This window comes from Streptomyces sp. NPDC000983 (genome assembly GCF_040299205.1).
Lineage (GTDB): Bacteria > Actinomycetota > Actinomycetes > Streptomycetales > Streptomycetaceae > Streptomyces.
In genome coordinates this window covers 60879-85707 of record NZ_JBEPBM010000008.1, presented here as the reverse complement: position 1 = coordinate 85707, position 24829 = coordinate 60879, and the positions used below count along the sequence as shown (strand labels likewise).

Below are 24829 nucleotides of genomic sequence, written 5' to 3'. Positions count from 1 at the left end.
GAGCAGCGAGTTCCGGCTGGGGATACCGCCCAGGCCCGTGAGGCGCTGGGGGAGGTCGGCCAGGCTGCGTCGATGGAGCGCTCGCCGCGGGCGGTCCGGCGAGACGTCCGGGGCCCAGTGTGGTGCGATCTCTAAAGCTAAGGGTTACCTAACTTTAACCGCAAGACTGCACTCTGCATGTATACGCTGCCCGGCCGCCGGGGGGAAACGGTGTCCGGGTAGCGGACACCGATGAGTTTCGCGGGCCCCGTCGGTCATCTACGGCAACAGCGTCGTCACCGACAGGAGCAGTCACATGGCCACCGCCGCCGCCAAGGGTCCCGCCGGCTACTTCCCCTCCATCGAGAAGAAGTACGGGCGCCCGATCGCGGAGTGGAAGGAGATCATCCGGACCTCCCCGCTCAGCAGGCACATGGAGCTCGTGAACTGGCTCAAGGCCGAGCACGGCCTCGGCCACGGGCACGCCAACGCGCTCGTCGCGCACACCCTGGCCGAGACCGGCAGCTAGTTGTTCCAGGTCTCGTCGTACGGGTCGCTCGGCGGCTTCACCGGGACGGCCTCCGTCACCTTCAGGTACGGGACGGGGGCGCCGTTGACCGGGTCCTTCATGGTGCGCGGGGTGTAGGTGCCCGTCACCCGGAGCCAGGTGTCGGGGCGCAGCACCGGCGGGACCTCCCCGGTCAGGGCGATCTTCACGGGCTGGGCGTCCGCCGCGCAGCAGTTGAGGGTCATCCGGACCAGGTAGGGGGTGCCGGAGGGGGCCAGGGCGACGAAGCCGGTGATCCGGACCCGGCGGCCGTCGAGGGAGCGGCCGTGCTCGTACACCGCCCGGGCCGCGTAGTCCGTCAGCGCCAGGGGCACGGGGTCGGACGTCGGCAGCTCGGCGTAGCCGTACGGCTTCTGGAGGGCGGTTCCGGCGCGCACGGCGCTGTAGGAACCCAGGGCCGGCGGGGCGACCAGGATGAGGGCCAGCAGGGGGAGGGCGAGGAGCCAGCTGATGCGGGGTTCGTGGTGGTGGGCGGGGGCGTGCGCGGAGGGTGCCGGGGATTCCTGGTCGTCGGCCTCCTGGGCCAGGGGTTCCTGGTCGTCGGTCTGGGCCGGGGCCGGGGCCGGGGCCGGGGCCGGGGCCTTCGGGGGCTTGCGTTCGTACCAGGCCGTCGCGAGGGCCGTCGCGATCAGGACCGCCGCCGACAGCAGGAGCAGCGGCCGCAGGCCGGCCTTCACATAGCGGAGGTAGAGGTCCGTGGTGCCCGCGTGCAGCAGGGCCGCGCCCAGCAGGAACAGCAGCGCGGCCTGCGCCTGGCGCCTCACAGCAGCACCGCCCCGGTCGCCGTGGAGACCAGGACCGCCACCACGAAGGTCGCCGGGGCGAACCGCAGGGCGAAGGCCCGGCCGAAGGTGCCCGCCTGCATCGCGAACAGCTTCAGGTCGACCATCGGACCCACCACGAGGAAGGTGAGCCGGGCGGTCAGGGAGAAGTGCGTCAGCGACGCCGCCACGAACGCGTCCGCCTCCGAGCAGATCGACAGCACCACCGCCAGCAGCGCCAGCGCGAGCACGGCGGCCACCGGGCTGGCCGCCAGCCCGCTCAGCCAGCTCTCCGGTGTCACCGCCTTCAGGGTCGCCGCCACCATCGCGCCCACCACCAGGAAGCCGCCCGCGTGCATCACGTCGTGCCGCACCGACCCCCAGAACGCGGCCCCCCGGCCCTGCCCCTCGTAGGAGGGGCGGGACGGCGGACGCAGCCAGTCGGTACGGCCCACCCGCAGCCACAGCCAGCCCATCGCGCAGGCCACCAGCAGGCTCGCCACCAGCCGGGCCAGGACCATCTCCGGGTCGCCGGGGAACGCCACCGCCGTCGAGGTCAGCACGATCGGGTTGATCGCCGGGGCGGACAGGAGGAAGGCCAGGGCCGCGGCCGGGGTCACTCCGCGGCGCACCAGCGCACCCGCCACCGGCACCGAGGCGCACTCGCAGCCGGGCAGGACCGCCCCGGCCGCGCCCGCCACCGGCACCGCGAGGGCGGGACGGGCGGGCAGGGCGCGCGCGAAGAACGACGGCGGCACGAACACCGCGATCGCCGCCGAGAGGAGCACGCCCAGCACCAGGAAGGGCAGCGCCTGGATCACCACCGCCACGAACACCGTCGTCCAGCTCTGCATCACCGGCGCCGACAGGGCGCCGCGCAGGGGGTCCTGCAACAGCACGGCCAGCAGGAGCAGGGTGATGAAGGCGAGGGGGGCGCCGGTGCGCGTCTCCTCGGTCTCGCGGGGCCGGCCGGAGGGCTGCTCCGGGGGCCGGGTACGGGTGGTGGTCGCCACGGGCGGTCGCGTCCCTCCGGTGAACTCTCGCTGGTCTCCCTCCCCTTGCATACGGGAAGCGGGCACCCCGTGTTCAGATGCGTGCTGGAACCACCCGTCCCGGTGAGGCAGTCTTCTCCCTCGTGGTGAGCGTTCCGAGTCAGGGTCAGCCGGGGGGTGCGCCCCCCGCGCACATGGTGGTCTGCGGAGACGACGGGCTGGCGCACCGGCTCGCCGGCGAACTGCGCGTCGTCTACGGCGAACAGGTCACGCTGGTCGTGCCGCCCTCCGAACGGAGCGTGCGGCAGCCGGTGGTGGGACGGGCGCGGGCCGCCTCGGCGGCGCTGCTGGACCGGATGGTCAGCGCCGCGGTCAGCCGGGCCGCCGGCACCGGGACCCCTCCCCCGGCCGACGGCGACCGGGTCGTCGAGGCCGCCGAGGTGACCGAGGCGCTGCTGGCGGACGTCGGCGTCGAGCGGGCCACCGCGCTCGCCCTCGTCTACGACGACGACGAGACCAACATCCGCGCCGCCCTCACCGCCCGCCGGATCAACCCCCGGCTGCGGCTCGTACTGCGCCTGTACAACCGGCGGTTGGGGCGACACATCGAGGAACTCCTCGACCAGGCCGCCGCGTTGGCCACCGGCGGCGAGGTCGGGGACGCCTCCACGACCGTCCTCTCCGACGCCGACACCGCCGCCCCCGCGCTGGTCGCCACCGCGCTCGTCGGCACCAGCAAGGTCGTGCAGACCGACGGGTTACTGCTGCGGGCCGTCGAACGGCAGCCGGGCGGGCCCGGCGAGGAACCGGCGCCCGGACTGGCCACGCTGGCCCTGCTGTCCGGCCCCGGCGGCGAGAACGGCACCGGCGACGGGGAGGAGCAGGGGCCGCAGTTGCTGCCCGACGAGGCGGCCGTACGGCGGGCCCGGGGGCGCGGGGCGGTCGTACTGGAGCAGGTCTCCTACTCCGGGCCCTCGATGCCGCCCGGCCGGGGTGTCGTGCCGGCCTTCTCCTCGCTGTTCTCGCGGCGGCTGCGGTGGTCGCTGGCGGGACTGGTGGGCTGTGTCCTCGCGCTGGCCGTGGCGCTGACCGTGGCCACCGGGGACCATCCGCTGCACGCCACCTACGAGACCCTGCTCGACCTCTTCGCCATCAACGAACCCGCGCTGAACGAGTCCACCGGGCGTCAGGTGCTCCAACTCCTCACCGGGCTGCTGGGGTTGCTGCTGCTGCCAGTGCTGCTGGCCGCGGTGCTGGAGGCGCTGGGGACCTTCCGCACCGGGTCCGCGCTGCGCAAGCCGCCGCGGGGGCTGGGCGGGCATGTGGTGCTGCTCGGGCTGGGGAAGATCGGCACGAGGGTGCTGACCCGGCTGCGGGAGCTGCACATCCCGGTGGTGTGCGTCGAGGCGGACCCGGAGGCCCGGGGGATGGCCACGGCCCGGCGGCTGCGGGTGCCGGTCGTGCTGGGGGACGTGACGCAGGAAGGGGTGCTGGAGGCCGCCAAGGTGCATCGGGCGAACGCGTTGCTGGCGGTGACCAGTGCGGACGCGACGAATCTGGAGGCGGTGCTGGCGGCTCGGTCCGTGCGGCCCGATCTGCGGGTGGTGCTGCGGCTGTACGACGACGACTTCGCCACCGCGGTGTACCGGACGCTGCGGGCCGCGCATCCTCGGGCCTCCACGCGGAGTCGGAGCGTGACGCATCTGGCTGCGCCCGCCTTCGCGGGGGCGATGTTGGGGCGGCAGATCCTGGGGGCGATTCCGGTGGAGCGGCGGGTGTTGCTGTTCGCCGCGGTGGAGGTCGGGGGGCTTCCGGAGTTGGCGGGGCGGACTGTGGGGGAGGCGTTTCGGGCGGGGGCGTGGCGGGTGTTGGCGTTGGATGCGGGGGTGGAGGACGGGGTGGGGGAGCCCGGTGGCGCGTCGGGGGGTGGTGCGGGGGTCGGGGGTGGCAGGGGGCTGGTGTGGGATCTGCCGGACACGTATGTCCTGCGGGGGGAGGATCGGGTGGTGTTGGCGGCCACGCAGCGGGGGTTGGCGGAGTTGTTGGGGCGGCGGCGGGAGTCGGCGGGGGCGTAGGTGGGTGCGGGGTGGTGGGGGTGCCGGTCAGTGCGGGCCGGTGGGGGTGGGGGCCAGTGCGGGCCGGTGGGGGGTGCCGGTGGGGGGCGCAGCCCGGCGCCGTCGGGGTGCCGCCGCGCCCACCCGTGCCGCCCCAGCGGCACGACTGCCCGCAGCTGGGTGAGAGAGGGGCGGCACGGCTGCCCGCAGCTAAGTGGTATGGCTGTGCGCAGCTAGGTGGGTGGGTGGGCGGCACGGCTGTGCGCAGCTAGGTGGGTGGGGTTACGGGGTGGGGAGGTGGTGGGTGGCGAAGTTGAGTTCCAGGCGGAGTTGTTTGATGCGTTCTTCTACTACCAGGGAGCCGTGGCCGGCGTCGTAGCGGTAGACCTCGTGGGGGGCGCCGCGGGATTCCAGGCGCTTGACGTAGTTCTCGATCTGGCGGATGGGGCAGCGCGGGTCGTTGACGCCGGCGGAGATGTAGACCGGGGCCTTCACCTGGTCGACGTAGGTGATCGGGGAGGACGCCTCGAAGCGGTCCGGGACCTCCTCGGGGGTGCCGCCGAGGAGCGTGCGGTCCATCGCCTTCAGGGCTTCCATCTCGTCGTGGTACGCGGTGACGTAGTCCGCCACCGGTACCGCCGCGATGCCCAGGGTCCACGCGTCGGGCTGGGTGCCCAGGCCCAGGAGCGTGAGGTAGCCGCCCCAGGAGCCGCCGGTGAGGATCAGGCGCTCGGGGTCGGCGAGACCCGAGGCCACCGCCCACTCCCGGACCGCCGCGATGTCCTCCAGCTCGATCAGGCCCACCCGGTGCTTCAGGGCGTCGGTCCAGGCCCGTCCGTAGCCGGTGGAGCCGCGGTAGTTGACCCGGACGACCGCGTACCCGTGGTCCACCCAGGCCGCCGGGCCGGCCGCGAAGGCGTCGCTGTCGTGCCAGGTGGGGCCGCCGTGGATGTCGAACACCGTGGGCAGCGGGCCCTCGGCGCCCGCCGGCTTCTGGACCAGGGCGTGGATGCGGCCGCCCGGGCCGTCCACCCACACGTCCTCCACCGGGACCGAGCCCGGGGACTTCACGCCCGGCGGGTCCAGGACGGTCTCGCCGGTCGTCGAGCGGACCGCGGACGGTTCGGCGGCCGAGGACCACAGGAACTCGACCGTGCCGTCCGGGCGGGCCGTCGCGCCGGACACCGTGCCCTTGGGGGTGGCGATCCGCGTCAGGTCGTGGGTGGTGAGGTCGTAGCGGAAGAGTTCGCTGCGCGCCTCGAAGCTGTGCGCGACCAGCAGGCCCGAGCCGTCCGGGTACCACTCCGCGCTCACGTCGCCCGGCAGGTCGAGGGCCAGGTCGGTCTCCACGCCGGAGGCCACGTCCCACACCAGCGGCTCCCAGCGGCCGCGGCGCTGGTGGCCGACGAGCAGCCGGGTGTCGCCGTCGACCGGGGCGAAGCCCAGCACCTCCAGGCCCAGCTCGACGGTGCCGCCCTGGGTGTCGTCCAGCTCGGCGACGGCCGAGCCGTCGAGGCGCAGGACGCGCAGCGCGGAGTGCATCGCGTCGCCGTGCTCGGTGTGCTCGATCGCGATCAGCGAACCGTCGTGGGAGAGGTCGCCGACCCCCGCGGACTCCCGGTGGCGGTACAGCTCGGCCGGGGGCTCGCCGAGGCGCGCGAGGTGGATCCGGGTGCCCTCCTCGTCCGTGGAACGGCCCACGACCGCCGTACGGCCGTCGCGGCCGAGGGCGAGGCCGGCCGGGTAGGAGGGGTCGAGACCGGGCGCCGCCGGCTCGTCCTCGCCGCCCGCGAAGGGCTGGCGCCGCCAGACGCCGAACTCGTCGCCGTCCTTGTCGTCGAACCACCAGATCCAGGCGCCGTCCGGGGAGAGCACGCCGTCCGTGGTGCCGTTGGGCCGGTCCGTCACCTGCCGCTGCTCACCGGTGGCGCGGTCCCAGGCGTACAGCTCGTACGTCCCCGTCGCGTTCGACACGAACAGGGAGCGGTCCGGGGCGTCCTCCGCCCACTCCGGCAGTGACACCCGCGGCGCCCGGAAGCGCTTCTCCCAGTCCGGCACGGACCGGTCCTGCTCCTGCTGATCCGGCGCGGCGGACCCGTTGCTCTCAGTCATGGCCCCATACTGCCCGGCCAGGACGACAACGTGCCGACTCCGCCCCCAGCCTGTGGAAAACTTCCGCCACGGGCGGACAGCCGTTGTCAGTGGCGGGGTGCACACTGCCGGACATGACCGATCTGCGAAAGACCGTAGAGGAGTACTGGGCCGCGGCCGAGGCGCGGGACTGGGAGGCGTTCGCCGGCACCCTCGCGGCCGGGGTGACGTACGAGGCGCCGCTGAGCCGGGAACGGGTACGGGGGCGGGAGGCGTACGTCCGGTTCAACCGCGAGTTCCCCGGCGACTGGCACGTGACCGTCGAACAGGTGGTCGCCGAGCCCGGCCGGGCCGTGTCCCGGACCCGGTTCACGCTCGGGGAGGAGGTCAACATAGGGATCTCCTTCTTCACCGCCGACGACGAGGGCCGGATCAGCGCCGTCACGGACTTCTGGCCCGAGCCGTACGAGCCCCCGGCGAACCGGGCACATCTCACCGAGCGGTTCTGACCCCCGCGAGAAGGGCGTTTCGGCACGGGCCGTACCGTGGGGAGCGTGTACCGGTTTCTGCTGACGCCCCGTTGGTGGGGGATCAACGTCTTCGTGCTGCTCGCCATCCCCTTCTGCGTCTTCATGGGGTCATGGCAGCTGAGCCGGTTCGAGGATCGGCTGGACAGCCATCAGGGCGCCGAGGCGCGGGCCGCGTCGGACAAGCGGGAGACCGCCCGGCCGCTCGCCGAACTGCTGCCCGTCGACCAGGCGACCGTCGGCAAGCAGGTCACGGCCACCGGACGCTACGCCGACCAGTTGCTGGTGCCCGACCGCGAGATCGACGAGAAGCCCGGCTTCTACGTCCTGACCCTGCTGCGCACCGACGACGGCGAGGCCCTGCCGGTCGTCCGGGGCTGGCTGCCCGGCGACGCGGACCCCGCGAAGGCGCCGGCCGCGCCCACCGGCGAGGTCACCGTCACCGGGGCCCTCCAGGCGTCCGAGCAGCCCGGCGAGAACGGGGTGCCCGGACAGGGCGGCCTGCCCGCCGGACAGACCGGCGCCATCAGCGCCGCGTCCCTGGTGAACCTGGTCTCCTACGACGTCACCGACGCGTGGGTGACGCTGAACCGGGGCGACTCGGGGATGAAGGCGGTCCCGGTGAACACCGCGCAGGGCTCCGGGCTGGACCTGAAGGCCTTCCAGAACCTCGGCTACACCGGGGAGTGGTTCGTCTTCGCCGGGTTCGTGGTCTTCATGTGGTTCCGGCTGCTGCGCCGCGAGGTGGAGTTCGCGCGGGACGCCGAACTGGGCCTGGTGCCGGAGGAGAACCCGGCGGGGAGCGAGGAGCGGGTCGCCGTCTGAGCGACGCCCCCGCTCACCTCTTCACCGGACTCCCGCCGGCACCCCGCGGGCCTCTTCCCTACGCTCCCGCCAGCACCCCGGTCCACAGGACCGTTCCCGCGCAGGCGCCCGAGACCGTCGCCTGGGCCGTCGGGCCGCCCGCCTCCGCCGTGTTGACGACCGTCACCGTGCCGTCCAGCGTGCCCTCCGCCGGGAGGAGCTGGGCGGCGGTGCCGCTGTCGGTGCCCGTCGAGGTGCCCTCGGCCGTGCCCGCGCCGTCCGTGGGGGTCGGGTCGGGCGTGGGGTCGCCGCCGCCGGTCGTGCCGCCGGAGTTGTCGCCCGTCGTGGGGCAGGTCTCGGACGGCACCCAGGCGAACTTGACCTCGTAGGAGGAGCCCGGCTGGAGCAGCAGGGACGTCAGTTCCAGGGACGGGTCGGGCAGGCCCGTGGCCGCGTCGCCGGAGACGTGCCGGGCCGTGGAGATCTTGGCCGCGTCCGCGGCGCCGCCCGGCACCGCGCCGACCGTGCCCGGGCCGGAGACCGAGCAGGCCGCCGTGGAGGAGTTGGTGAAGCGGAACGTGCCGTAGACAACGCCCACGCTGTCCGGCGCGTCGGCGCCCGCGGTGGCGACCGCCAGCTGGTCCGCCGTACAGACCGCGGAGCCGGTGTCGGCCGTCGCGGAGGGGTCGGCCGTGCCGCCGGAGCCCGTGCCGCCGTCACCGGCGCCGTCGGTCTCGGTCGGCCGGTCGCCCTCGCCGGGCTTCTGGGCCTGGCCGGAGGTGCCGCCGGAGGAGCCCTGCCCGGAGTCGGGGTCGAGGCCCTGGCTGGCGCCGCCCTGTGCCTGGGTGCCGTGGCCCGCCACGGAGGGGTTGGCGCCGGGGCCGACCGCGCCGGAGACGTGCAGCAGCGCGGGGACGGCCGTACCGACGAAGAGCGCGGCCGCCGCCATGCCGACGAGGGCCTGCCGCTTGCGCGCCCGCCGGGCGGGCACCGCCCGCCGCAGATGCTCCAGCGTGCCGTCGCGCGGCTCGATCTCCTGTACGGCGTCCTGAAGCAGCCTGCGCAGGTCCAGGTCGTCCGCGCCGGCCCCGGCGGGGACCGCAGGGCCCCCGCCCGACAGCTCGCGCAGCAACGCGTCCGGACCCGACCCGCCGGCCGCCTCGTCGGCGCCACCGGTACCGTCCGCGTCCCCCGACGCGGCAAGGTCGGACGCGTCGTCCGGCGCCGTGGCGCCGTTCGCCGCGTCGTCCGTCGTGGTGCGTTCCGTCGGGGCCTGGCCCTCGGGGCCGTCGTTCACAGTTCCGTTCCCAGCGTGCGATTGCTTCGGCGTCCGGTCGTCCCGAGCAGGGCTCGGGGGACGCCGCCGTTCGTCGTGGTCGCCGCTCATACCGGCGCCTCCATCGCGACCCGCAGCGCGGCGATGCCGCGCGAGCCGTATGCCTTGACCGAGCCCAGCGATATCCCGAGCGTCTCCGCGACCTGCGCCTCGGTCATGTCGGCGAAGTACCGAAGGACGAGGACCTCGCGCTGGCGGCGCTGGAGGTTCTTCATCGCCTTGATCAGGGAGTCCCGCTCCAGCTGGTCGTACGCCCCCTCCTCCGCGCTCGCCATGTCCGGCATCGGCTTGGACAGCAGCTTGAGTCCGAGGATGCGGCGGCGCAGGGCCGAGCGGGAGAGGTTCACCACCGTCTGCCGCAGATACGCGAGGGTCTTCTCGGGGTCCCGGACCCTCTTGCGTGCCGAGTGGACGCGGATGAACGCCTCCTGGACGACGTCCTCGCAGGAGGCCGTGTCGTCGAGGAGGAGCGCGGCGAGTCCGAGCAGCGACCGGTAATGGGCCCGGTAGGTCTCGGTGAGATGGTCGACCGTCGTACCGGCGGCCGCCGTCTCCTCGCCGATGTCGGAGCCGTCACGCTGACTGGGGATGCGGGCTGGCCGCGCTGCGGGCATGGGTGCGATCACCGGCATGCCGCCGGGCGTACCGGGCATGCGGGATCTGCGGGAAGGGCGCGGCGGCCGTAGGGCCGTGCCGCGCGTCGCCGCATGGAAGTCGAGTACCTCTGCCACGCCTGTTGGACACGTCTACCCCCATGAGGGTTGTACGTGCCGGACGTCACTTTTACGTCAGGCAGCACGACTGACGGTGCCTCACATGCACTCATGCGTCCCGCTCTTCCCCTATGTCCCATATGTACGGACGTCCCCACGCCCGCCCCATGGCGTCCCCACGCCACGGATGTCACGCCCGAACGTCCGCCGGAAGGCGACCGCAAAGACGCTCCCCGCCCTCCGCGCGGTTGCGGGGGACGGGGAGGAAATCTTCGAACGCCGAAGAGGTCCCGATCAAGTGGTACGGACCATCATCCGGCTCACATCCTTCACGCAGATCCTACAAACGTTTCCCGTCGGACCCCCGGACTTTTCCGGCCGAGGGCCGTTGTGACGGGAACTCCGGCGCCGTCACGAACCCGCCGACAGCTCGGCGGCCACCAGTTCGGCGATCTGGGCGGTGTTCAGCGCCGCGCCCTTGCGCAGGTTGTCCCCGCACACGAAGAGTTCGAGGGCGGTCGGATCGTCCAGCGCCCGGCGCACCCGGCCGACCCAGGTCGGGTCGGTGCCGACCACGTCGGCGGGGGTGGGGAACTCGCCCGCCTCCGGGTTGTCGAAGAGGACGACGCCGGGGGCGGTGGCGAGGATCTCGCGGGCCCGGGCGACGGTGACCTCGCCCTCGAAGCGGGCGTGCACGGTCAGGGAGTGCGTGGTGACCACGGGGACGCGGACACAGGTGACCGCCACCGGCAGGCGGGGCAGGCCCAGGATCTTGCGGGACTCGTCCCGGACCTTCATCTCCTCCGAGGACCAGCCGTCCTCGCGCAGCGAACCGGCCCAGGGCACGACGTTCAGCGCGACCGGCTCCGGGAACGGCCCGGTGTCGTCGCCGACGGCCCGCCGTACGTCACCGGGGTGGGTGCCCAGTTCCGTGCCGGCGACCAGGGACAGTTGCCGGCGCAGCGTCTCCACGCCCTCCCGGCCCGCGCCGCTGACCGCCTGGTAGGAGGAGACCACCAGCTCCCGCAGCCCGAACTCGGCGTGCAGCGCGCCCAGCGCCACGATCATGGAGAGCGTGGTGCAGTTGGGGTTGGCGATGATGCCGCGCGGCCGCATCCGGGCCTTGTGGGCGTTGACCTCGGGAACGACGAGGGGCACCTCCGGGTCCATCCGGAAGGCGCCCGAGTTGTCCACCACGACGACACCGCGCGCGGCGGCGACCGGCGCCCAGCGCGCGGCGATGTCGTCGGGTACGTCGAACATGGCGATGTCGACCCCGTCGAAGGACTCCTCCGACAGGGCCACCACCTCGACCTCCTCGCCGCGGACGGCCAGCTTGCGGCCGGCCGAGCGCGGCGAGGCGATCAGTCGGATCTCACCCCAGATGTCCGCGTGCTGGGACAGGATCTGGAGCATGACCGTGCCGACCGCTCCGGTCGCTCCCACGACCGCCAGCGTCGGCCGTCGGTTCCCCGGCATCAGCGACCGGTGCCTCCGTAGACGACGGCCTCGTCGCTGTCGGAGTCGAGTCCGAAGGCGGTGTGCACGGCGCGCACGGCCTCGTTGACGTCGTCGGCGCGGGTGACCACCGAGATGCGGATCTCGGAGGTCGAGATCAGCTCGATGTTGACGCCCGCGTCGGACAGCGCGGTGAAGAAGTCGGCGGTGACGCCGGGGTTGGTCTTCATACCCGCGCCGACCAGGGAGATCTTGCCGATCTGGTCGTCGTAGCGCAGCGAGTCGAAGCCGATGCCGTGCTTGTTCTTCTCCAGGGCGTCGATGGCCTTGCGGCCCTCGGCCTTGGGGAGGGTGAAGGAGATGTCCGTCAGCCCCGTGGAGGCGGCGGACACGTTCTGCACGATCATGTCGATGTTGATCTCGGCGTCCGAGATCGTGCGGAAGATCGCGGCGGCCTCGCCCGGCTTGTCCGGCACACCGACGACCGTGATCTTGGCCTCGGAGGTGTCGTGCGCGACACCGGAGATGATGGCCTGCTCCACCTTCTGGTCCCCTTGCTCGATCGGCTGGCTGCTGACCCATGTGCCCTGAAGTCCGCTGAAGCTGGACCGCACGTGGATCGGGATGTTGTAGCGGCGGGCGTACTCCACACAGCGGTGGAGCAGCACCTTCGACCCGGAGCTGGCCAGTTCCAGCATGTCCTCGAAGGAGATCCAGTCGATCTTCTTCGCCTTCTTCACCACCCGCGGGTCGGCGGTGAACACGCCGTCCACGTCGGTGTAGATCTCGCAGACCTCGGCGTCGAGGGCGGCGGCCAGCGCGACAGCGGTGGTGTCGGACCCGCCGCGCCCCAGCGTGGTGATGTCCTTCTTGTCCTGGCTGACGCCCTGGAACCCGGCGACGATGGCGATGTTGCCCTTGTCCAGGGACTCCCGGATCCGGCCCGGCGTGACATCGATGATCCGGGCTTTGTTGTGGACCGAGTCGGTGATGACGCCGGCCTGGCTGCCGGTGAAGGACTGGGCCTCGTGGCCCAGGTTTTTGATCGCCATGGCCAGCAGCGCCATGGAGATACGCTCTCCGGCGGTCAGCAGCATGTCGAACTCACGCCCGGCAGGCATCGGGGATACCTGCTCGGCGAGATCGATCAGCTCGTCCGTCGTGTCGCCCATCGCGGAAACGACGACGACCACCTGGTGGCCGTTCTTCTTCGCTTCCACGATCCGCTTGGCGACGCGCTTGATGCCCTCGGCATCGGCTACGGAGGAGCCTCCGTACTTCTGCACGACAAGGCCCACGTGCGCTCCTCGCTCAGTCCGTGTGTGTCGGCTCATTTTAACGAGCGCCCGCATTTCGCCTCCGCGATACCGCATGGTGAGACTCGGGCGCCCAGGTCAGCCCCTGCCCGGGGAACGGCTCCGGGAAAAGTGCAACGCGTCACAGGACACCGGGATTCTCAGTCCGCGAATTCCTTGAGGGGCTCCGTGTCGAGGGTGATGTTCACGGGGTCCGGGATTTCGACAGTGGCACCGAAGGGGAGCTTCTCCGCGTGCCGGTAGCGGCCGCCCTCCGGCTGGTTGAACACCACGACCGAGCAGTCGTCGCGGTCGACGAGGAGGTGGACGGGAATGCCTGCGGCCGCGTACCCCTCCGCCTTGTCGACGCGGTCGCGCTGGTTGGTGTCGGAATCGTGCGACGTGATCTCCACAACCATCAGCACACCGTCTGTTTCCGACCACTCACCGTGCCCCTTGAGACTTCCCCTCGGCACCAGGACCGCGTCCGCGCGAGCGCGCCCCCTGCGATACGCCTCGGTCCTGAGGCCGGACTCCGGATAGAGCCGAAGGTCGGGGCGCAGCTGCATGCACCGTTCCAGGAGCCACATGTAGATCTCGCGGCGGTTACCGTCCGGCACGGCCTTGACCTGGACCTTTCCCATGATGAACTCCAGCCGCACGGTTTCCGGGGCATGGCGTTCCAGTTCCTCGAACTCCTCGACGGTCATCGACGGCTGGTGCTCGATCCTGGGGGTCATGGCGTCGCCTCCTCGACACCATCCTGCCCCGGCCGGCGCCTCCCGCACGCTCACAGCAGCCCCGCCGCACGGCGCAGTTCGTTGACGCGCTCGGTGACGTCGACGGTCTCCTCGGCGCCGGGCGGGCCGCCGCCGTTTCGCGGGCCGGGGAGGAAGGTGGGCGGGACGTACCCGTACACCGGCCCCTCCGCCTCGATCTCCGCCAGGCATTCGCGGCACAGGCCGTTCACGATCTCGGCCGTCCGCTCGTCCCTGTCGCACAGCGGGCAGACCATGAGCACGCGGTCCACCCGGCCACGGCGGGCGGCCTTCTGCCGGATCTTCGCCTTCTTCGGGGGCATCTTGCTCTCCAATCGTCTGCGGGCGAGTCCGCCCGGGTTGGTGACGGCGGACGGCAGCCCGTCCGTCAGGGCCTTGACGAGGTCGCGCGGCGACGCCCCACGGGACAGCCACTCGGAGGCGAGGGGTTCGAGGGTGCGGCAGTCGCGGTCGGACAGCGGCATACGTTCGTCGGCGGTCCGGAGGTCGGCCAGGGCCTGGTAGGCGGTGCTGGAGGAAGGCTCGGCCGGCTGCTCGGCCGGCCCCGGCCCGTGCTCCGTCTCCGCGGCCTCCTCGGTACGGACCAGGCCCGACACGTACTCCTCGGTCACGTCCCTGCCGTGCCGCTTCTCCGCGAAGTCCGCCCACCACTGCGCCGACCTGGCCGTGCGTTGCCAGTACGTACGCGTCACCCACCGCATCGAGTCGTCCTCGACGGTGATGTGCTCCCGGATCCAGCGCAGACGGCCGGCGGCCGTGATGCGGCCCAGCGAAGTGCGCACGGCCTGCTGGCCGTAGCGGGGGTGTGCCGCCGCGATCGCCTTGTAGCCCATCGCGTGGCCCTCTTCGAGATGGTCGACGAAGACCGCGATCTCGCGCTCACGGGGGCTCAGATGTGCGAAGTCGGCGTCGGCGTTCGGGCCTTCGTCACCGGCGGAGCGTTTTCCGTAACCCGCTTCGGCCATTGGATGGGACGGCGACGGCAAGGCAGGACTAAGGTGTGGGTAAGCCACGATCGAGGTTTCTCTTTCCGTTTCGATCCGTAGGTCCAGGCCCCGGAGCCGGTGGTGGTGCACCGACCGGGGCCGAACTATGTGCGCGTTTGCCGCGAACCTAGAGCGGCTTCACGCTCCGGCACAAGCCGGTTACGGAACGTCACCCGTTCGAGGTATGACACCTCAACTCGCCCACCGGTTTGGTTGGTTGGGTTGGATTTCAACCCACCCGGAAACCCGGAAAACCCATGGGAAGAGCTCGAAGACCGAGGCTCAAGCCCCGGGCCGAACTGCGGAGATGAAGGCCGTCCAGGCGGGGACGGCGAGGTGGAGTTCGGGGCCGGAGGGGACCTTGGAGTCGCGGATGTGGACGCGGGTGGCGAACGCGACTTCGACGCAGGCGCCGCCCTCGTCGTCGCTGTAGCTGGACTTGAACCAACCCAGCCCCACCTCGACGCAGTTGCCGCCCTCGTCGTCGCTGTAGCTGGACCTGAACCACTTCAGCTGGTCACTCACGGCTGTCCACCATCCGCTCGATGAATCGGGCCGACTCGTCCGGGCTGAGAGCCTGCGCGCGGATCAGGCTAAGCCTCTCGGTCAGGCGGCTGACAGCCCCCGGATCAGCCGACATCTCACTGACCAACGGCCCTTCGGTGAAAGCGAATCGATCGTTGTCGCGGGTCTCCAGCAGCACCATGGGCCCCATGAGCGCGGCAGGGACAGCCCGCTCGAAGGGCAGCACCTGCACAACCACGTTCCGCGTCCGGGACACCTCCAGCAGTCGGCGCAGTTGTTCGGCATCCACCTGCGGGGCATGCAGCACGGCCTCGTAGAGGACGAAGCTCAGCCCTACCGTCGGCTTCTGCTGGGTCAGGATGGCCTGCCGCTCGATGCGGGCCGCGATCCGCTCCTCGACAACATCCTCGTCCAGGGGCGGGATGCGGTTGTCGATGAGCGCGCGAGCGTATGTCTTGGTCTGCAACAGCCCTGGTACCAACGAGACTTCGTACCACCAGAGGCTGGTGGCCTTCTTCTCCTGCTCCATGAAGTTCTGCGCCCGTGCCGGAAACCGCTCCCTGTCCAAGAACTGCTTCCCCGCGCTCAACATGCCCTCCGCGCCGCACATTTCATCTGCGACGTCGAGGACATGGGGCGTCGGTCTGCGTACGCCGCGCTCCATGGACGCGATGGTTTCCGGGGAGTAGTTGCACGCGGAGGCCAGTTGTTCGCGGCTGACGTCCGCCTTCATGCGCCAGCGCTTCAACTGGTCGCCGCTGTAGCGCCAGGCGGCTGGTCGCTGGGAGTTGTTCCGAGCCGTCACCGCGCCCACCTCCGGTCGGTACGGCGCAGGAGTGCCGCACCAGTCGCTACTGAGCGTAGCCCGGCGGGCACTCCGGAGTGACCGGTTTCACGGCGTTCGGCGTTTGCTCCGCGGGGGCTACTTCGCGGGGCGCAGGCCCAGTTGGCCGCCGATCTCCTGTTCCATGACGCGGCCGGCCTCGAACTCGAGTGTCTCGTCGCCCATGACGCCCTGGTCGGTGTCCAGGCCGTCCAGTTCCTCCAGTGGCTGGTTCAGCCGGATGTGGGCGAGGACGGACTGCAGGGCGCGCAGGGTCGCCGAGGCCGTGGAGCCCCAGTTGGAGAAGTAGGAGAACTGCCACCACCACAGCGCCTCGGTGGTGCGGCCCGCGCGGTAGTGGGCCATGCCGTGCCGCAGGTCGGTGATGACGTCGGTGAGGTCGTCGGAGATCCGCGCGGGGACGGGTGCCTTGCGCGGCTCGTAGGGGTCGAAGACCTCGGAGTAGATGTCCACCGGGTCAAGGATGCGTGCGAGGTTCTCGCGCAGCTCGTCCACGTCCGGCTCGGGACCGAGGTCGGGCTCGTAGCGCTCGTCGGGGACGATGTCCTCGTGCGCGCCGAGCCGCCCGCCGGCGAGCAGCAGCTGGGAGACCTCCAGCAGCAGGAACGGGATCGCCGATTCCGGCTCGTCGCCCTTGGCCACCTCGATGACCGCGACGAGGAAGCTCTCCACCTGGTCGGCGATCTGGACGGCGAAGTCGTCCGGGTCCTGGGTGGTCGCGTGCAGCGTGGCGTCAGACATCTAGGAGTCGTCTCCCCTCGAAGGCGCGGCCGAGCGTGACCTCGTCCGCGTATTCCAGGTCGCCACCCACCGGGAGGCCGCTGGCCAGGCGGGTGACCTTGAGGCCCATGGGCTTGATCATGCGGGCGAGGTACGTGGCCGTGGCCTCGCCTTCCAGATTCGGGTCCGTGGCCAGGATCAGCTCCGTGACCGTACCGTCGGCCAACCGCGCGAGAAGTTCTCGTATACGCAGGTCGTCGGGGCCCACACCCTCGATGGGGCTGATCGCTCCGCCCAGGACGTGGTAGCGGCCGCGGAACTCACGGGTGCGCTCGACGGCCACCACGTCCTTCGGCTCCTCCACCACACAGATGACCGAGGGGTCGCGGCGGGCGTCGCGGCAGATGTTGCAGAACTCCTCCTGCGCGACGTTCCCGCAGGTCGCGCAGAAGCGGACCTTCGCCTTGACCTCCATCAGGGCCTGCGCGAGACGCCGTACGTCCGTCGGTTCCGCCTGGAGGATGTGGAAGGCGATCCGCTGCGCGCTCTTGGGACCGACGCCGGGCAGCCGCCCCAGCTCGTCGATCAGGTCCTGGACCACGCCTTCGTACAACGGACTGCCGTCCTTCCTGGGGTTCCTTCACTACGTACGGTAGAGGTCCGGCGGCCGTCTTAGAAAGGCAGGCCGGGGATACCGCCGCCGAGGCCCTGGGCGAGCGGGCCGAGCTTCTGCTGCTGAAGTGCCTGGGCGTTCTCGTTGGCCGCCTGGACGGCCGCGACGACCAGATCGGCGAGGGTCTCGGTGTCCTCGGGGTCGACCGCCTTGGGGTCGATCCTGAGACCGCGGAGTTCGCCGGAGCCGGTCACGGTCGCCTTCACCAGGCCGCCGCCCGCCTGGCCCTCGACCTCGGTCCTCGCCAGTTCCTCCTGGGCGTTCGCCAGGTCCTGCTGCATCTTCTGGGCCTGCTGGAGCAGCTGCTGCATATTGGGCTGGCCACCACCGGGGATCACGATCAGCTCCTCTTCTCTTCTGCGCTCGTCCCGTACCGCTTCTGCCGTTCGGCACGAGCCTACGTGCTCTGCCCGGCCGTCGCCCCGGCACTCTTTCGAGTGAGGCGAATGTGTGGCCTATACCTGATCAAGGGCCACTTCCGAGCGGAAAAGCCGCTAAAGGCTCCCCTTCGCCACCCATTGGGCGGTAGGAAGAGTCCGGCGCATGGGAAACAGGCGTCACAGTGTCACGCAAAGTGATCGGCCGGTACGGACCGGCGCCGGTCGGGACCGGTCGGTACCGGCCGGTTTTCGTCGGGATCAGCAGGGATCAGTAGGGAGTGCCGGGTGGGTCAGCCGGAGATGCAGCCCGAGCGTCCGCCGCACGACGGGCGCGGCGAGAGCCGCGAGGGCCGCGAGGGCGCCGCCGGGCTCCGGCCGGGCGATCTGACCGGGCGGACGTTTCCGGCCGGCGACTGGGGCGAGCCCGCGGTACGGCTCGACGAGCTGTACCGGTGGGTGGAGCAGGGCGCGCTGGACATCGCGGCCTGGTACCTGGCGGACCGGGTGTGGAAGCGCCGGGGCGCCCGGGTGCTGCGCGGGGGTGCCGCGGCGGGGGCGGCGTCGGGGGCCGCGCTGCCGTTGCTGGACCTGACCGGGGTGATGGGCGGGGTCGCGCCCTGGGGGTATCTGGCGCTGCTGCTGGCGGTCGCCTGTGTCGGGGTGGACCGGTTCTTCGGGGTCACCTCCGGCTGGATAAGGGACGTGGCCACGGCGCAGGCGGTGCAGCGGCGGCTCCAGGTGCTCCAGTTCGACTGGGCGTCGGAGAGCGTGCGGGAGGTCCTGGGCCCGACGGAGGGCACGGCGAGCGAGGCCGCGGACCGGTGCCTGGGCGTGCTGCGGCGGTTCTCCGAGGACGTGACGGAGCTGGTCCGCACGGAGACGGCGGACTGGATGGTGGAGTTCCGCACCGGTACGGCGCCGATGGGCATCCAGGGCGCGGTGTCGGGGGGCGGCCGGCCGGACGGCACGGTCGTCCACGGACGGTTCCCGATGCCGCCCGGGGGTCCGTCCCGGCCGAACATGCCCCGCCAGCGCCCGCCGGAGCCCCGCTGACCCGCGGTGTCCACCCTGGGGTGTCCACCCTGGCTCTCAGTCGGCCTCCCGGCACAGGCGTTCGCCCTCCGGTGTCGAGCAGGGCACGTGGTCGTGGGTGCGGATCAGGGTCTCGCCGTTGTTCCTGACGTAGTCGAGGAAGCTCCCCGCCAGGGAGCCGCCGGGCGGGTCGCCGTAGGTGTAGGCGTACTCCACCCCGGTGTAGGGGTAGGTGCTCGCCCCGCTCTCCAGGGCCTGCACCGAGGCGTCGGCGCCGTCGAGGCGGACCCGGCCGACGTGGTCACGGCCGGTGGCGAGGTTGAGTTCGCTGTAGCCGATCGCGCCCCTGATCTCGGCGACCTTCGCCAGGACCTCCTCGGTGGAGTCCGGCTCGCAGCGGACGGGCGCCGCCCGGTCGGTCGTCACGTCGCAGTCCAGGGAGGTGCTCGGCACGCCCTCCCAGGCGCCGCCGAGCACCCGGTCCTGGAAGACCTGGCGGGTGCCGGAGTCGGCGTCCCGGCTCACCAGGACCACCCGCCAGTGCGGCAGCCCCGGGTCCAGCTCGTCCCAGTACGCGATCTCACCGGCGTAGACGCGCCTGACGTCCGCCGTGGACAGGCCGCCGCCGGGCAGGCGCAGCGCGTCGTTGACGACCGGCACGAAGACCGACAGGGCGATCGGCAGCCGGGTCAGTGAGGCGTCCGCCCGCTTGCTGGGCCCGTCGTGGAAGGCGATCATCGACGCCCGCTCCTGCCCCGATCCGCCCTCCAGCGCGGCGAGTTCGCCCACGCCGGCCGAACTGCCGCGTGCCTCTACGGAGATGTCGGCGCCCTCGCAGTCCTTCTCGTACTCCTTCGCGAGGTCCCGCACCACGGGCGCGAACGCGGTGGAGCCCGTGACCGTGAGGGTGCCCTTCTCGCAGCCGAGCGGGGGCGGGGTGTCGTCGCGGACCACCACGATCGCCGAGAGGACGAGGACGGAGACGGTGAGCATGAGGGTGATCAGCCGGGCCGCCCGGCTGAACAGCGGCGGCTTGTCGTCCGGGGTGGCGCTGCGGTTGGGGTGCACCTCGCCGTCGCGGATGCCGCCGACGAGCCGGATGTCCCGGCCCACGTCACCGCCCGACAGCAGGACGAGCAGCTTGAAGTGCTCGCCCCGGTTGAGCGGGACCCGTGGGATGCGCAGCTCGTTGCCGCCGGGGTCGTAGCCGAAACCGGCGTGCGGGGTGAAGTGGCTCATCAGGTGGTCGGTGCCGGGCGGCTGGGTGACCGACACCCCGCGGATGCTGCGGTCGGTGAACTCCGCGGTCAGGCCGTGCAGTTCGCGGCCGGTGTAGTCGTCGTGGCCGATGCCCTGCGAGCCGTCGTTCTCGACCCGCAGCAGCACCAGCGTCGCCTGGTGCATCCCGGGGGCCTCGTCGAAGAGGCCGAGGCGGACGTTGGCGCGGCCGGAGGTCACGTCGTCGCCGATCGGGTTGTCCATCTGGACGCGGTAGCCGATCCGTTTGCGCCGCGGCACCCGGCGCTCGTACCAGACCATGACGGCCGAGGCGACGATGCCGGCCGCGGCCGTCGACACGGCCACGACGTTCTCTGCGCTCAGCAACTCCATCGGGTGCCCCCGCAACTCCCCGGAGCCGGACAGGTGTGCGGACACCCTACGGTCGCCGGGCGGGGCGTTCCGGACTGGTCCGCCGATGTTCGCCGAGCGTTCAACCAGGTCCGGAACAGGGGGTGTTGGTCACTCGCGGGTGTAGGTCAGCTTCTCCCCCGTGCTCGCGTTGACCCGCTCCAGCGTGCCGTCGCCGAGCAGGGTGAGGACCGTCGCGCCGCCCGGGGTGCAGGAGGAGGCCGGTTCGCCGACGGTGACCGTGGACGGTCCGAGCTCCAACGGGCCGCCCTCGGTGGGCTCTTCGGTGAGCTCCGCCTGGAAGACGCAGTGGTAGTCGGCGCCGTCCGCGACGAGCGAGAGCACGGTGTCGCCCGGCCCGCCCTGCTGGAGGGTGATGCGGCGGGTGTGCAGACCGTCGGCGTTGTCGAGGGTGGTGGACCAGGTGCCGAGGTAGTCCGCGGGGATCGCGCCGTCCTCGGGGGTGGAGGCGGAGTCGGAGGGGGTCGGGCCCTCGCTCGTCGGACCCGGGGTGGCGGAGTCGCTCGCGGTCGAAGTGGGCTTGCCGTCACCGCGGCCCTGGGTGCCCGGGTCGTCGCCGCTGTTCATCAGGGCGTAGACCGAACCGCCGGCGGCCACCGCCACGACCACGGCCACGGCGAGCAGCAGCGCGGTGGAGCGCCCGCCGCGCCGCGGCGGCTCCCCCGGCCCGTACGAGGGGGCGGGCCCGTAGGGCTCGGTGGACCCGTACGGCGTGGTCGAGCCGTACGGCGACCCGGTGTACGGGGAGGGCGGCGCCACCGCGTGGGGCGGGTGGGGGTAGCCGTACGCCTGGTGTCCTCCGGGACCGGGCGGCGGGCCCGCCGGGTGCGCCGGGGGCCCGAAGGCGCCCGCCGGAGGGGTGCCGGGCGGTGCCGGGGTCTGCCCCGCGGCCGGAGCCGACGCCGGGGCCGGGGCGGGCGCGGCACCCGCCCCCACGGCCCCGGAGTCCGCGGCCCCGGAGTCCACCGACCCGGAGTCCGCGGCGGAACCGTGTTCGGGGGAGACCGCCTCCGGGTCCTCCGCGTCCAGGAGCCCCACCGCGTGCCGGCCGAGCTGGGCCACCAGCGCGCCGGGGAGCCAGGGGTCCCGGGAGCGGCCGTCGGTGACGGTGTCCTCGACCCCGGTGCTCTCCAGGATCCGCGCCAGCGAGGGCCGCGCGGCCGGGTCCTTGCGCAGGCACTCCCCGACCAGTTCGGCGATGCCCTCGGGCACGCCCTCCAGGTCGGGCTCCTCCTCGGCGATGCGGAACATCTGCGCGTGGACCCCGCTGTGCCCGGCGCCGAAGGGCAGCCGGCCGGTGGCGGCGTAGGCCAGGACCGAGCCCAGGCAGAAGACGTCGCAGGCGGGGGTGAGCCGGTCCCCCCGCACCTGTTCGGGGGCCATGAAGCCGGGCGAGCCGACCAGCGCGCCGGGGCGGGTGAGACCGGAGTCGACGAGCGTCTCCGGGGCCCGCGCGATACCGAAGTCGATGACCCGCGGCCCGTCGATGGTGACGAGGACGTTGGACGGCTTGAGGTCCCGGTGGATGATCCCGGCGGCGTGGATGTCGGTGAGCGCGTGCGCGAGCCCGGCGGCGAGGATCCGCACCGAGCGCTCCGGCAGCGCGCCGTAGTCGTGCCCGACGACCCGCTGGAGGCTGGGCCCGGCGACGTACCCGGTGGCCACCCACGGCACCTCGGCCTCGGTGTCCATGTCGAGCACGGGCGCGGTCCAGGCGCCGCCGACGTTCCGGGCGGCGCTCACCTCGCGCCGGAACCGCTCCCGGAACTCCTCCTGGGCGGCGAGTTCCCGGCGCACCAGTTTGACCGCGACCGTTCGCCCCCGGTCCGAGCGGGCGAGGAACACCTGCCCCATCCCGCCGGCCCCGAGCCGGCCGAGCAGCCGATAGGCCCCGATCCGCCGTGGATCCCCCGGCCCCAGCTGATCCATGCAGGCCCTCCCCCTGAGACGCCCCTGTGTGAACGGCCCCACGATAGTGCGGGCGTCGGGGGAGGCGAGCGGGCCCGTCTCTACGGTTCCGTAACAGCCGGTTCCGTCTCGGCCAGCACCTTCGACAGCCGTTCCAGCACCTGTACGGCGTCCGCGAGTTCGGCCTCGCCGAAGGCCAGGGCCAGCCGGTCGGCGAAGGCCGCGTGGCCGGGGTCGATCCGGCGGACGGCGGCGAGGCCCTCCTCGGTCGGCGCGAGCAGCTTGGCCCGCCGGTGGGCGGGGTTGGGGCGGTACTCGGCGAGCCCCCGCTCCACCAGCAGATCGGCGATCCGCTGCACGCTCTGCCGGGTGATGCCCATGTCCCGGGCGATCCCGGAGACGGTGAGCGGCTCGGGCAGCACCGCGCCGAGCACCTGCCACCAGGCCGCGGTGAGCCCGGCGGGCCTGGCGAGTTCCTCGGCCACGGCGAGGAACTGTCCGTTGAGGCGGAACACCCCGAGCGCGGCGCGGCTCAGCAGGTCCTGTCGCGCGCGGCTCATCCCGCGGCCTCCAGGACGGCGTACGCCTCGGCGTCGGAGTCGTGGAACAGCCGGTACCAGGCGTCCAGCACCTCGCCCTCGTAGACCCCGAGGAGTCGCAGGATCTCGCGGGCGAAGGCGACGGGGTCGGTGGGGCCGGCGGTGATCAGTCCGCGGTCGGTGACGGCGTCGGTGTCGACGTACCGTCCGCCGCCCGCGTACTCGGTGGCCGCCAGGTAGAAGGAGACCGCGCTGGTGTGGTCGCGGTCGTCGAGCAGCCCCTCCCGGGCGAGCCCGGCGGTGGCCCCGCAGATCGCGGCGACCGGCACGCCTGCGTCCAGGAACCCGCGCGCCTCGCGGGCGAAGGGCGCGAGGTCCGCGGAGGTGTCCCACAGGTCGGCGCCCGGCAGGATCAGCAGGGCGCTGTCCTCGGGCCGCAGTTCGTCGAGTGCCAGGTCGGGCCGGACGGAGAGGCCGCCGATGCTGCGGACGTGCTCGGTGGTGGGGCCGACGGTGCGGACCTCGAACCCGGCGCGGGCGAGGAACGCGGTGGCGTGTCCGGTCTCCCAGTCGGCGAAGGTGTCGTAGACGGCGAGGTGTACGGGCTTGCGGCTCATGTCGGCCTCCTCGGCTGGCTGCTTATGACAGTATCCTGTCATTAACGCAGCATGCTGTCAATAGACTGAGGTCGGCCCGTGTCGGCAACCCGTCGCACCGGGCCCCGTGTCGACAACCTGTCGCCCCCGCGTCCCGTCCCGCAGACAGGACGCCGATATCGCTTCCGCATCGCGGACATTTACCCTCGGCCGCATGACCCCTCAGCCAGATCCCGAGGTCGGCGCCGCCGTGAAGGCCGCGGACCGTGCGCATGTGTTCCACTCCTGGTCCGCGCAGGAGCTCATCGACCCGCTCGCCGTCGCCGGCGCCGAGGGGTCCTACTTCTGGGACTACGACGGCAACCGCTACCTCGACTTCACCAGCGGGCTCGTCTACACGAACATCGGCTACCAGCACCCGAAGGTCGTCGCCGCGATCCAGGAGCAGGCCGGGCGGATGACGACGTTCGCGCCCGCGTTCGCGATCGAGGCGCGCTCGGAGGCGGCCCGGCTGATCGCCGAACGGACCCCGGGCGACCTGGACAGGATCTTCTTCACCAACGGCGGCGCCGACGCCGTGGAGCACGCGGTACGGATGGCCCGGCTGCACACCGGCCGTCCGAAGGTCCTCTCCGCGTACCGCTCGTACCACGGCGGCACCCAGCAGGCCGTGAACCTCACCGGCGACCCGCGCCGCTGGGCCTCCGACAGCGGCTCGGCCGGTGTCGTGCACTTCTGGGCGCCCTTCCTGTACCGGTCGCGCTTCTACGCCGAGACCGAGGAGCAGGAGTGCGCCCGGGCGCTGGAGCACCTGGAGACGACGATCGCCTTCGAGGGGCCGTCGACCGTCGCCGCGATCGTCCTGGAGACCGTCCCCGGCACCGCCGGGATCATGGTCCCGCCGCCCGGTTATCTCGCCGGTGTGCGCGAGCTGTGCGACAAGTACGGGATCGTCTTCGTCCTGGACGAGGTCATGGCCGGGTTCGGCCGGACCGGCGAGTGGTTCGCCGCGGACCTCGCGGGCGTCGTCCCGGACCTGATGACCTTCGCCAAGGGCGTGAACTCCGGTTACGTGCCGCTGGGCGGGGTCGCCATCTCCGGCGCCGTCGCCGAGACCTTCGCCAAGCGGCCCTACCCGGGCGGTCTGACCTACTCCGGGCACCCGCTGGCCTGCGCGGCGGCCGTGGCCACCATCAACGTGATGGCTCAGGAGGGCGTCGTGGAGAACGCGGCGCGGCTGGGTGCCTCGGTGGTCGGGCCCGGGCTGCGGGAGCTGGCCGAACGGCACCCGTCGGTCGGCGAGGTGCGCGGGGTCGGCATGTTCTGGGCGCTGGAGCTGGTGCGCAACCGCGAGACCCGCGAGCCGCTGGTGCCGTACAACGCGGCCGGCGAGGCGAACGCACCGATGGCCGCCTTCGGAGCCGCCGCGAAGAAGCACGGTCTGTGGCCCTTCGTGAACATGAACCGGACGCATGTCGTGCCGCCCTGCAACGCCTCCGAGGCCGAGCTGAAGGAGGGGCTGGCGGCCCTGGACGCGGCCCTGTCGGTCGCCGACGAGTACACCGGGTAGAACCCCCCGCTGTGGCGGGGATCACCCCCGAGCCGGTCCGGAGGGCGAA

Annotated in this window: 24 protein-coding genes; 6 read left to right on the top strand and 18 right to left on the bottom strand. The window is 72.2% G+C overall.

What is annotated here, in order from left to right:
• Positions 1 to 295: 295 nt before the first annotated feature.
• Positions 296 to 508: a DUF4287 domain-containing protein gene (locus tag ABT296_RS11610; RefSeq protein WP_351925827.1), complete on the top strand. Its 213-nt coding sequence runs from the start codon at positions 296 to 298 to the stop codon at positions 506 to 508.
• Here the strand turns inward: ABT296_RS11610 and ABT296_RS11605 are convergent.
• Positions 505 to 1311: a TIGR03943 family putative permease subunit gene (locus ABT296_RS11605; protein WP_351925825.1), complete on the bottom strand. Its 807-nt coding sequence runs from the start codon at positions 1309 to 1311 to the stop codon at positions 505 to 507. The genes ABT296_RS11610 and ABT296_RS11605 overlap by 4 nt on opposite strands.
• Positions 1308 to 2321: a permease gene (locus ABT296_RS11600; protein ID WP_351925823.1), complete on the bottom strand. Its 1014-nt coding sequence runs from the start codon at positions 2319 to 2321 to the stop codon at positions 1308 to 1310. The genes ABT296_RS11605 and ABT296_RS11600 overlap by 4 nt, the downstream gene beginning before the upstream one ends.
• A gap of 173 nt (positions 2322 to 2494) precedes the next feature.
• Here ABT296_RS11600 and ABT296_RS11595 point away from each other — a divergent pair, with 173 nt between their 5' ends.
• Positions 2495 to 4375, top strand: coding sequence for an NAD-binding protein (locus ABT296_RS11595; RefSeq protein WP_351925821.1), 1881 nt, complete (start codon positions 2495 to 2497; stop codon positions 4373 to 4375).
• A 261-nt stretch (positions 4376 to 4636) separates the two neighbouring features.
• Here ABT296_RS11595 and ABT296_RS11590 read toward each other — a convergent pair whose 3' ends face one another.
• Positions 4637 to 6466 carry a S9 family peptidase gene (locus ABT296_RS11590; protein WP_351925819.1) on the bottom strand — a complete coding sequence of 610 codons (1830 nt, stop codon included), beginning with the start codon at positions 6464 to 6466 and terminating at the stop codon, positions 4637 to 4639.
• Between the two features lie 113 nt (positions 6467 to 6579).
• Between ABT296_RS11590 and ABT296_RS11585 the strand changes: the two genes are divergently transcribed.
• Entirely contained in the window at positions 6580 to 6954 is a 375-nt protein-coding gene (locus ABT296_RS11585; protein ID WP_351925817.1) for a nuclear transport factor 2 family protein, read from the top strand.
• 45 nt (positions 6955 to 6999) lie between these two features.
• Entirely contained in the window at positions 7000 to 7797 is a 798-nt protein-coding gene (locus ABT296_RS11580; protein ID WP_351925815.1) for an SURF1 family protein, read from the top strand.
• A 58-nt stretch (positions 7798 to 7855) separates the two neighbouring features.
• Here ABT296_RS11580 and ABT296_RS11575 read toward each other — a convergent pair whose 3' ends face one another.
• The 11 genes from ABT296_RS11575 to ABT296_RS11525 form a co-directional block, all read right to left on the bottom strand.
• A complete protein-coding gene (locus ABT296_RS11575; protein WP_351925813.1) occupies positions 7856 to 9073 on the bottom strand; it encodes a hypothetical protein in 1218 nt (405 codons plus the stop codon).
• A gap of 86 nt (positions 9074 to 9159) precedes the next feature.
• A complete protein-coding gene (locus tag ABT296_RS11570) occupies positions 9160 to 9765 on the bottom strand; it encodes a SigE family RNA polymerase sigma factor (RefSeq protein WP_453164618.1) in 606 nt (201 codons plus the stop codon).
• Between the two features lie 471 nt (positions 9766 to 10236).
• Entirely contained in the window at positions 10237 to 11304 is a 1068-nt protein-coding gene (locus ABT296_RS11565) for an aspartate-semialdehyde dehydrogenase (protein WP_351925808.1), read from the bottom strand.
• Positions 11304 to 12581: an aspartate kinase gene (locus ABT296_RS11560; protein ID WP_351925806.1), complete on the bottom strand. Its 1278-nt coding sequence runs from the start codon at positions 12579 to 12581 to the stop codon at positions 11304 to 11306. The genes ABT296_RS11565 and ABT296_RS11560 overlap by 1 nt, the downstream gene beginning before the upstream one ends.
• A gap of 158 nt (positions 12582 to 12739) precedes the next feature.
• On the bottom strand, positions 12740 to 13318 hold the full coding sequence (locus tag ABT296_RS11555; RefSeq protein WP_351925804.1) for a Uma2 family endonuclease: 579 nt from the start codon (positions 13316 to 13318) through the stop codon (positions 12740 to 12742).
• A gap of 50 nt (positions 13319 to 13368) precedes the next feature.
• Entirely contained in the window at positions 13369 to 14322 is a 954-nt protein-coding gene (locus ABT296_RS11550; protein ID WP_351925802.1) for a hypothetical protein, read from the bottom strand.
• Positions 14323 to 14625: 303 nt separating this feature from the next.
• Positions 14626 to 14868: a DUF397 domain-containing protein gene (locus ABT296_RS11545; RefSeq protein WP_351925800.1), complete on the bottom strand. Its 243-nt coding sequence runs from the start codon at positions 14866 to 14868 to the stop codon at positions 14626 to 14628.
• Positions 14861 to 15682: a helix-turn-helix domain-containing protein gene (locus ABT296_RS11540; protein WP_351925798.1), complete on the bottom strand. Its 822-nt coding sequence runs from the start codon at positions 15680 to 15682 to the stop codon at positions 14861 to 14863. Before ABT296_RS11540 ends, ABT296_RS11545 begins: the two co-directional genes overlap by 8 nt.
• A gap of 108 nt (positions 15683 to 15790) precedes the next feature.
• On the bottom strand, positions 15791 to 16453 hold the full coding sequence (locus ABT296_RS11535; RefSeq protein WP_351925796.1) for a DUF5063 domain-containing protein: 663 nt from the start codon (positions 16451 to 16453) through the stop codon (positions 15791 to 15793).
• On the bottom strand, positions 16446 to 17045 hold the full coding sequence (recR, locus tag ABT296_RS11530) for a recombination mediator RecR (protein WP_351925794.1): 600 nt from the start codon (positions 17043 to 17045) through the stop codon (positions 16446 to 16448). The genes ABT296_RS11535 and recR overlap by 8 nt, the downstream gene beginning before the upstream one ends.
• Before the next feature lie 59 nt (positions 17046 to 17104).
• On the bottom strand, positions 17105 to 17443 hold the full coding sequence (locus ABT296_RS11525; protein WP_351925792.1) for a YbaB/EbfC family nucleoid-associated protein: 339 nt from the start codon (positions 17441 to 17443) through the stop codon (positions 17105 to 17107).
• 327 nt (positions 17444 to 17770) lie between these two features.
• On the opposite strand from ABT296_RS11525, the gene ABT296_RS11520 reads away from it, so the two are divergent.
• Positions 17771 to 18538: an SLATT domain-containing protein gene (locus ABT296_RS11520; RefSeq protein WP_351925790.1), complete on the top strand. Its 768-nt coding sequence runs from the start codon at positions 17771 to 17773 to the stop codon at positions 18536 to 18538.
• Positions 18539 to 18574: 36 nt separating this feature from the next.
• Here ABT296_RS11520 and ABT296_RS11515 read toward each other — a convergent pair whose 3' ends face one another.
• The 4 genes from ABT296_RS11515 to ABT296_RS11500 form a co-directional block, all read right to left on the bottom strand.
• A complete protein-coding gene (locus ABT296_RS11515) occupies positions 18575 to 20128 on the bottom strand; it encodes a PstS family phosphate ABC transporter substrate-binding protein (RefSeq protein WP_351925788.1) in 1554 nt (517 codons plus the stop codon).
• Between the two features lie 129 nt (positions 20129 to 20257).
• Positions 20258 to 22096, bottom strand: a complete 1839-nt coding sequence (locus ABT296_RS11510; RefSeq protein ID WP_351925786.1) for a serine/threonine-protein kinase — start codon at positions 22094 to 22096, stop codon at positions 20258 to 20260.
• A gap of 80 nt (positions 22097 to 22176) precedes the next feature.
• A complete protein-coding gene (locus ABT296_RS11505) occupies positions 22177 to 22635 on the bottom strand; it encodes a MarR family winged helix-turn-helix transcriptional regulator (RefSeq protein WP_351925784.1) in 459 nt (152 codons plus the stop codon).
• Positions 22632 to 23231 (bottom strand): type 1 glutamine amidotransferase family protein, encoded by a 600-nt coding sequence (locus ABT296_RS11500; protein WP_351925782.1) that lies wholly within the window; start codon positions 23229 to 23231, stop codon positions 22632 to 22634. The genes ABT296_RS11505 and ABT296_RS11500 overlap by 4 nt, the downstream gene beginning before the upstream one ends.
• A 193-nt stretch (positions 23232 to 23424) precedes the next feature.
• On the opposite strand from ABT296_RS11500, the gene ABT296_RS11495 reads away from it, so the two are divergent.
• Positions 23425 to 24780, top strand: a complete 1356-nt coding sequence (locus ABT296_RS11495) for an aspartate aminotransferase family protein (protein WP_351925780.1) — start codon at positions 23425 to 23427, stop codon at positions 24778 to 24780.
• Positions 24781 to 24829 lie beyond the last annotated feature (49 nt).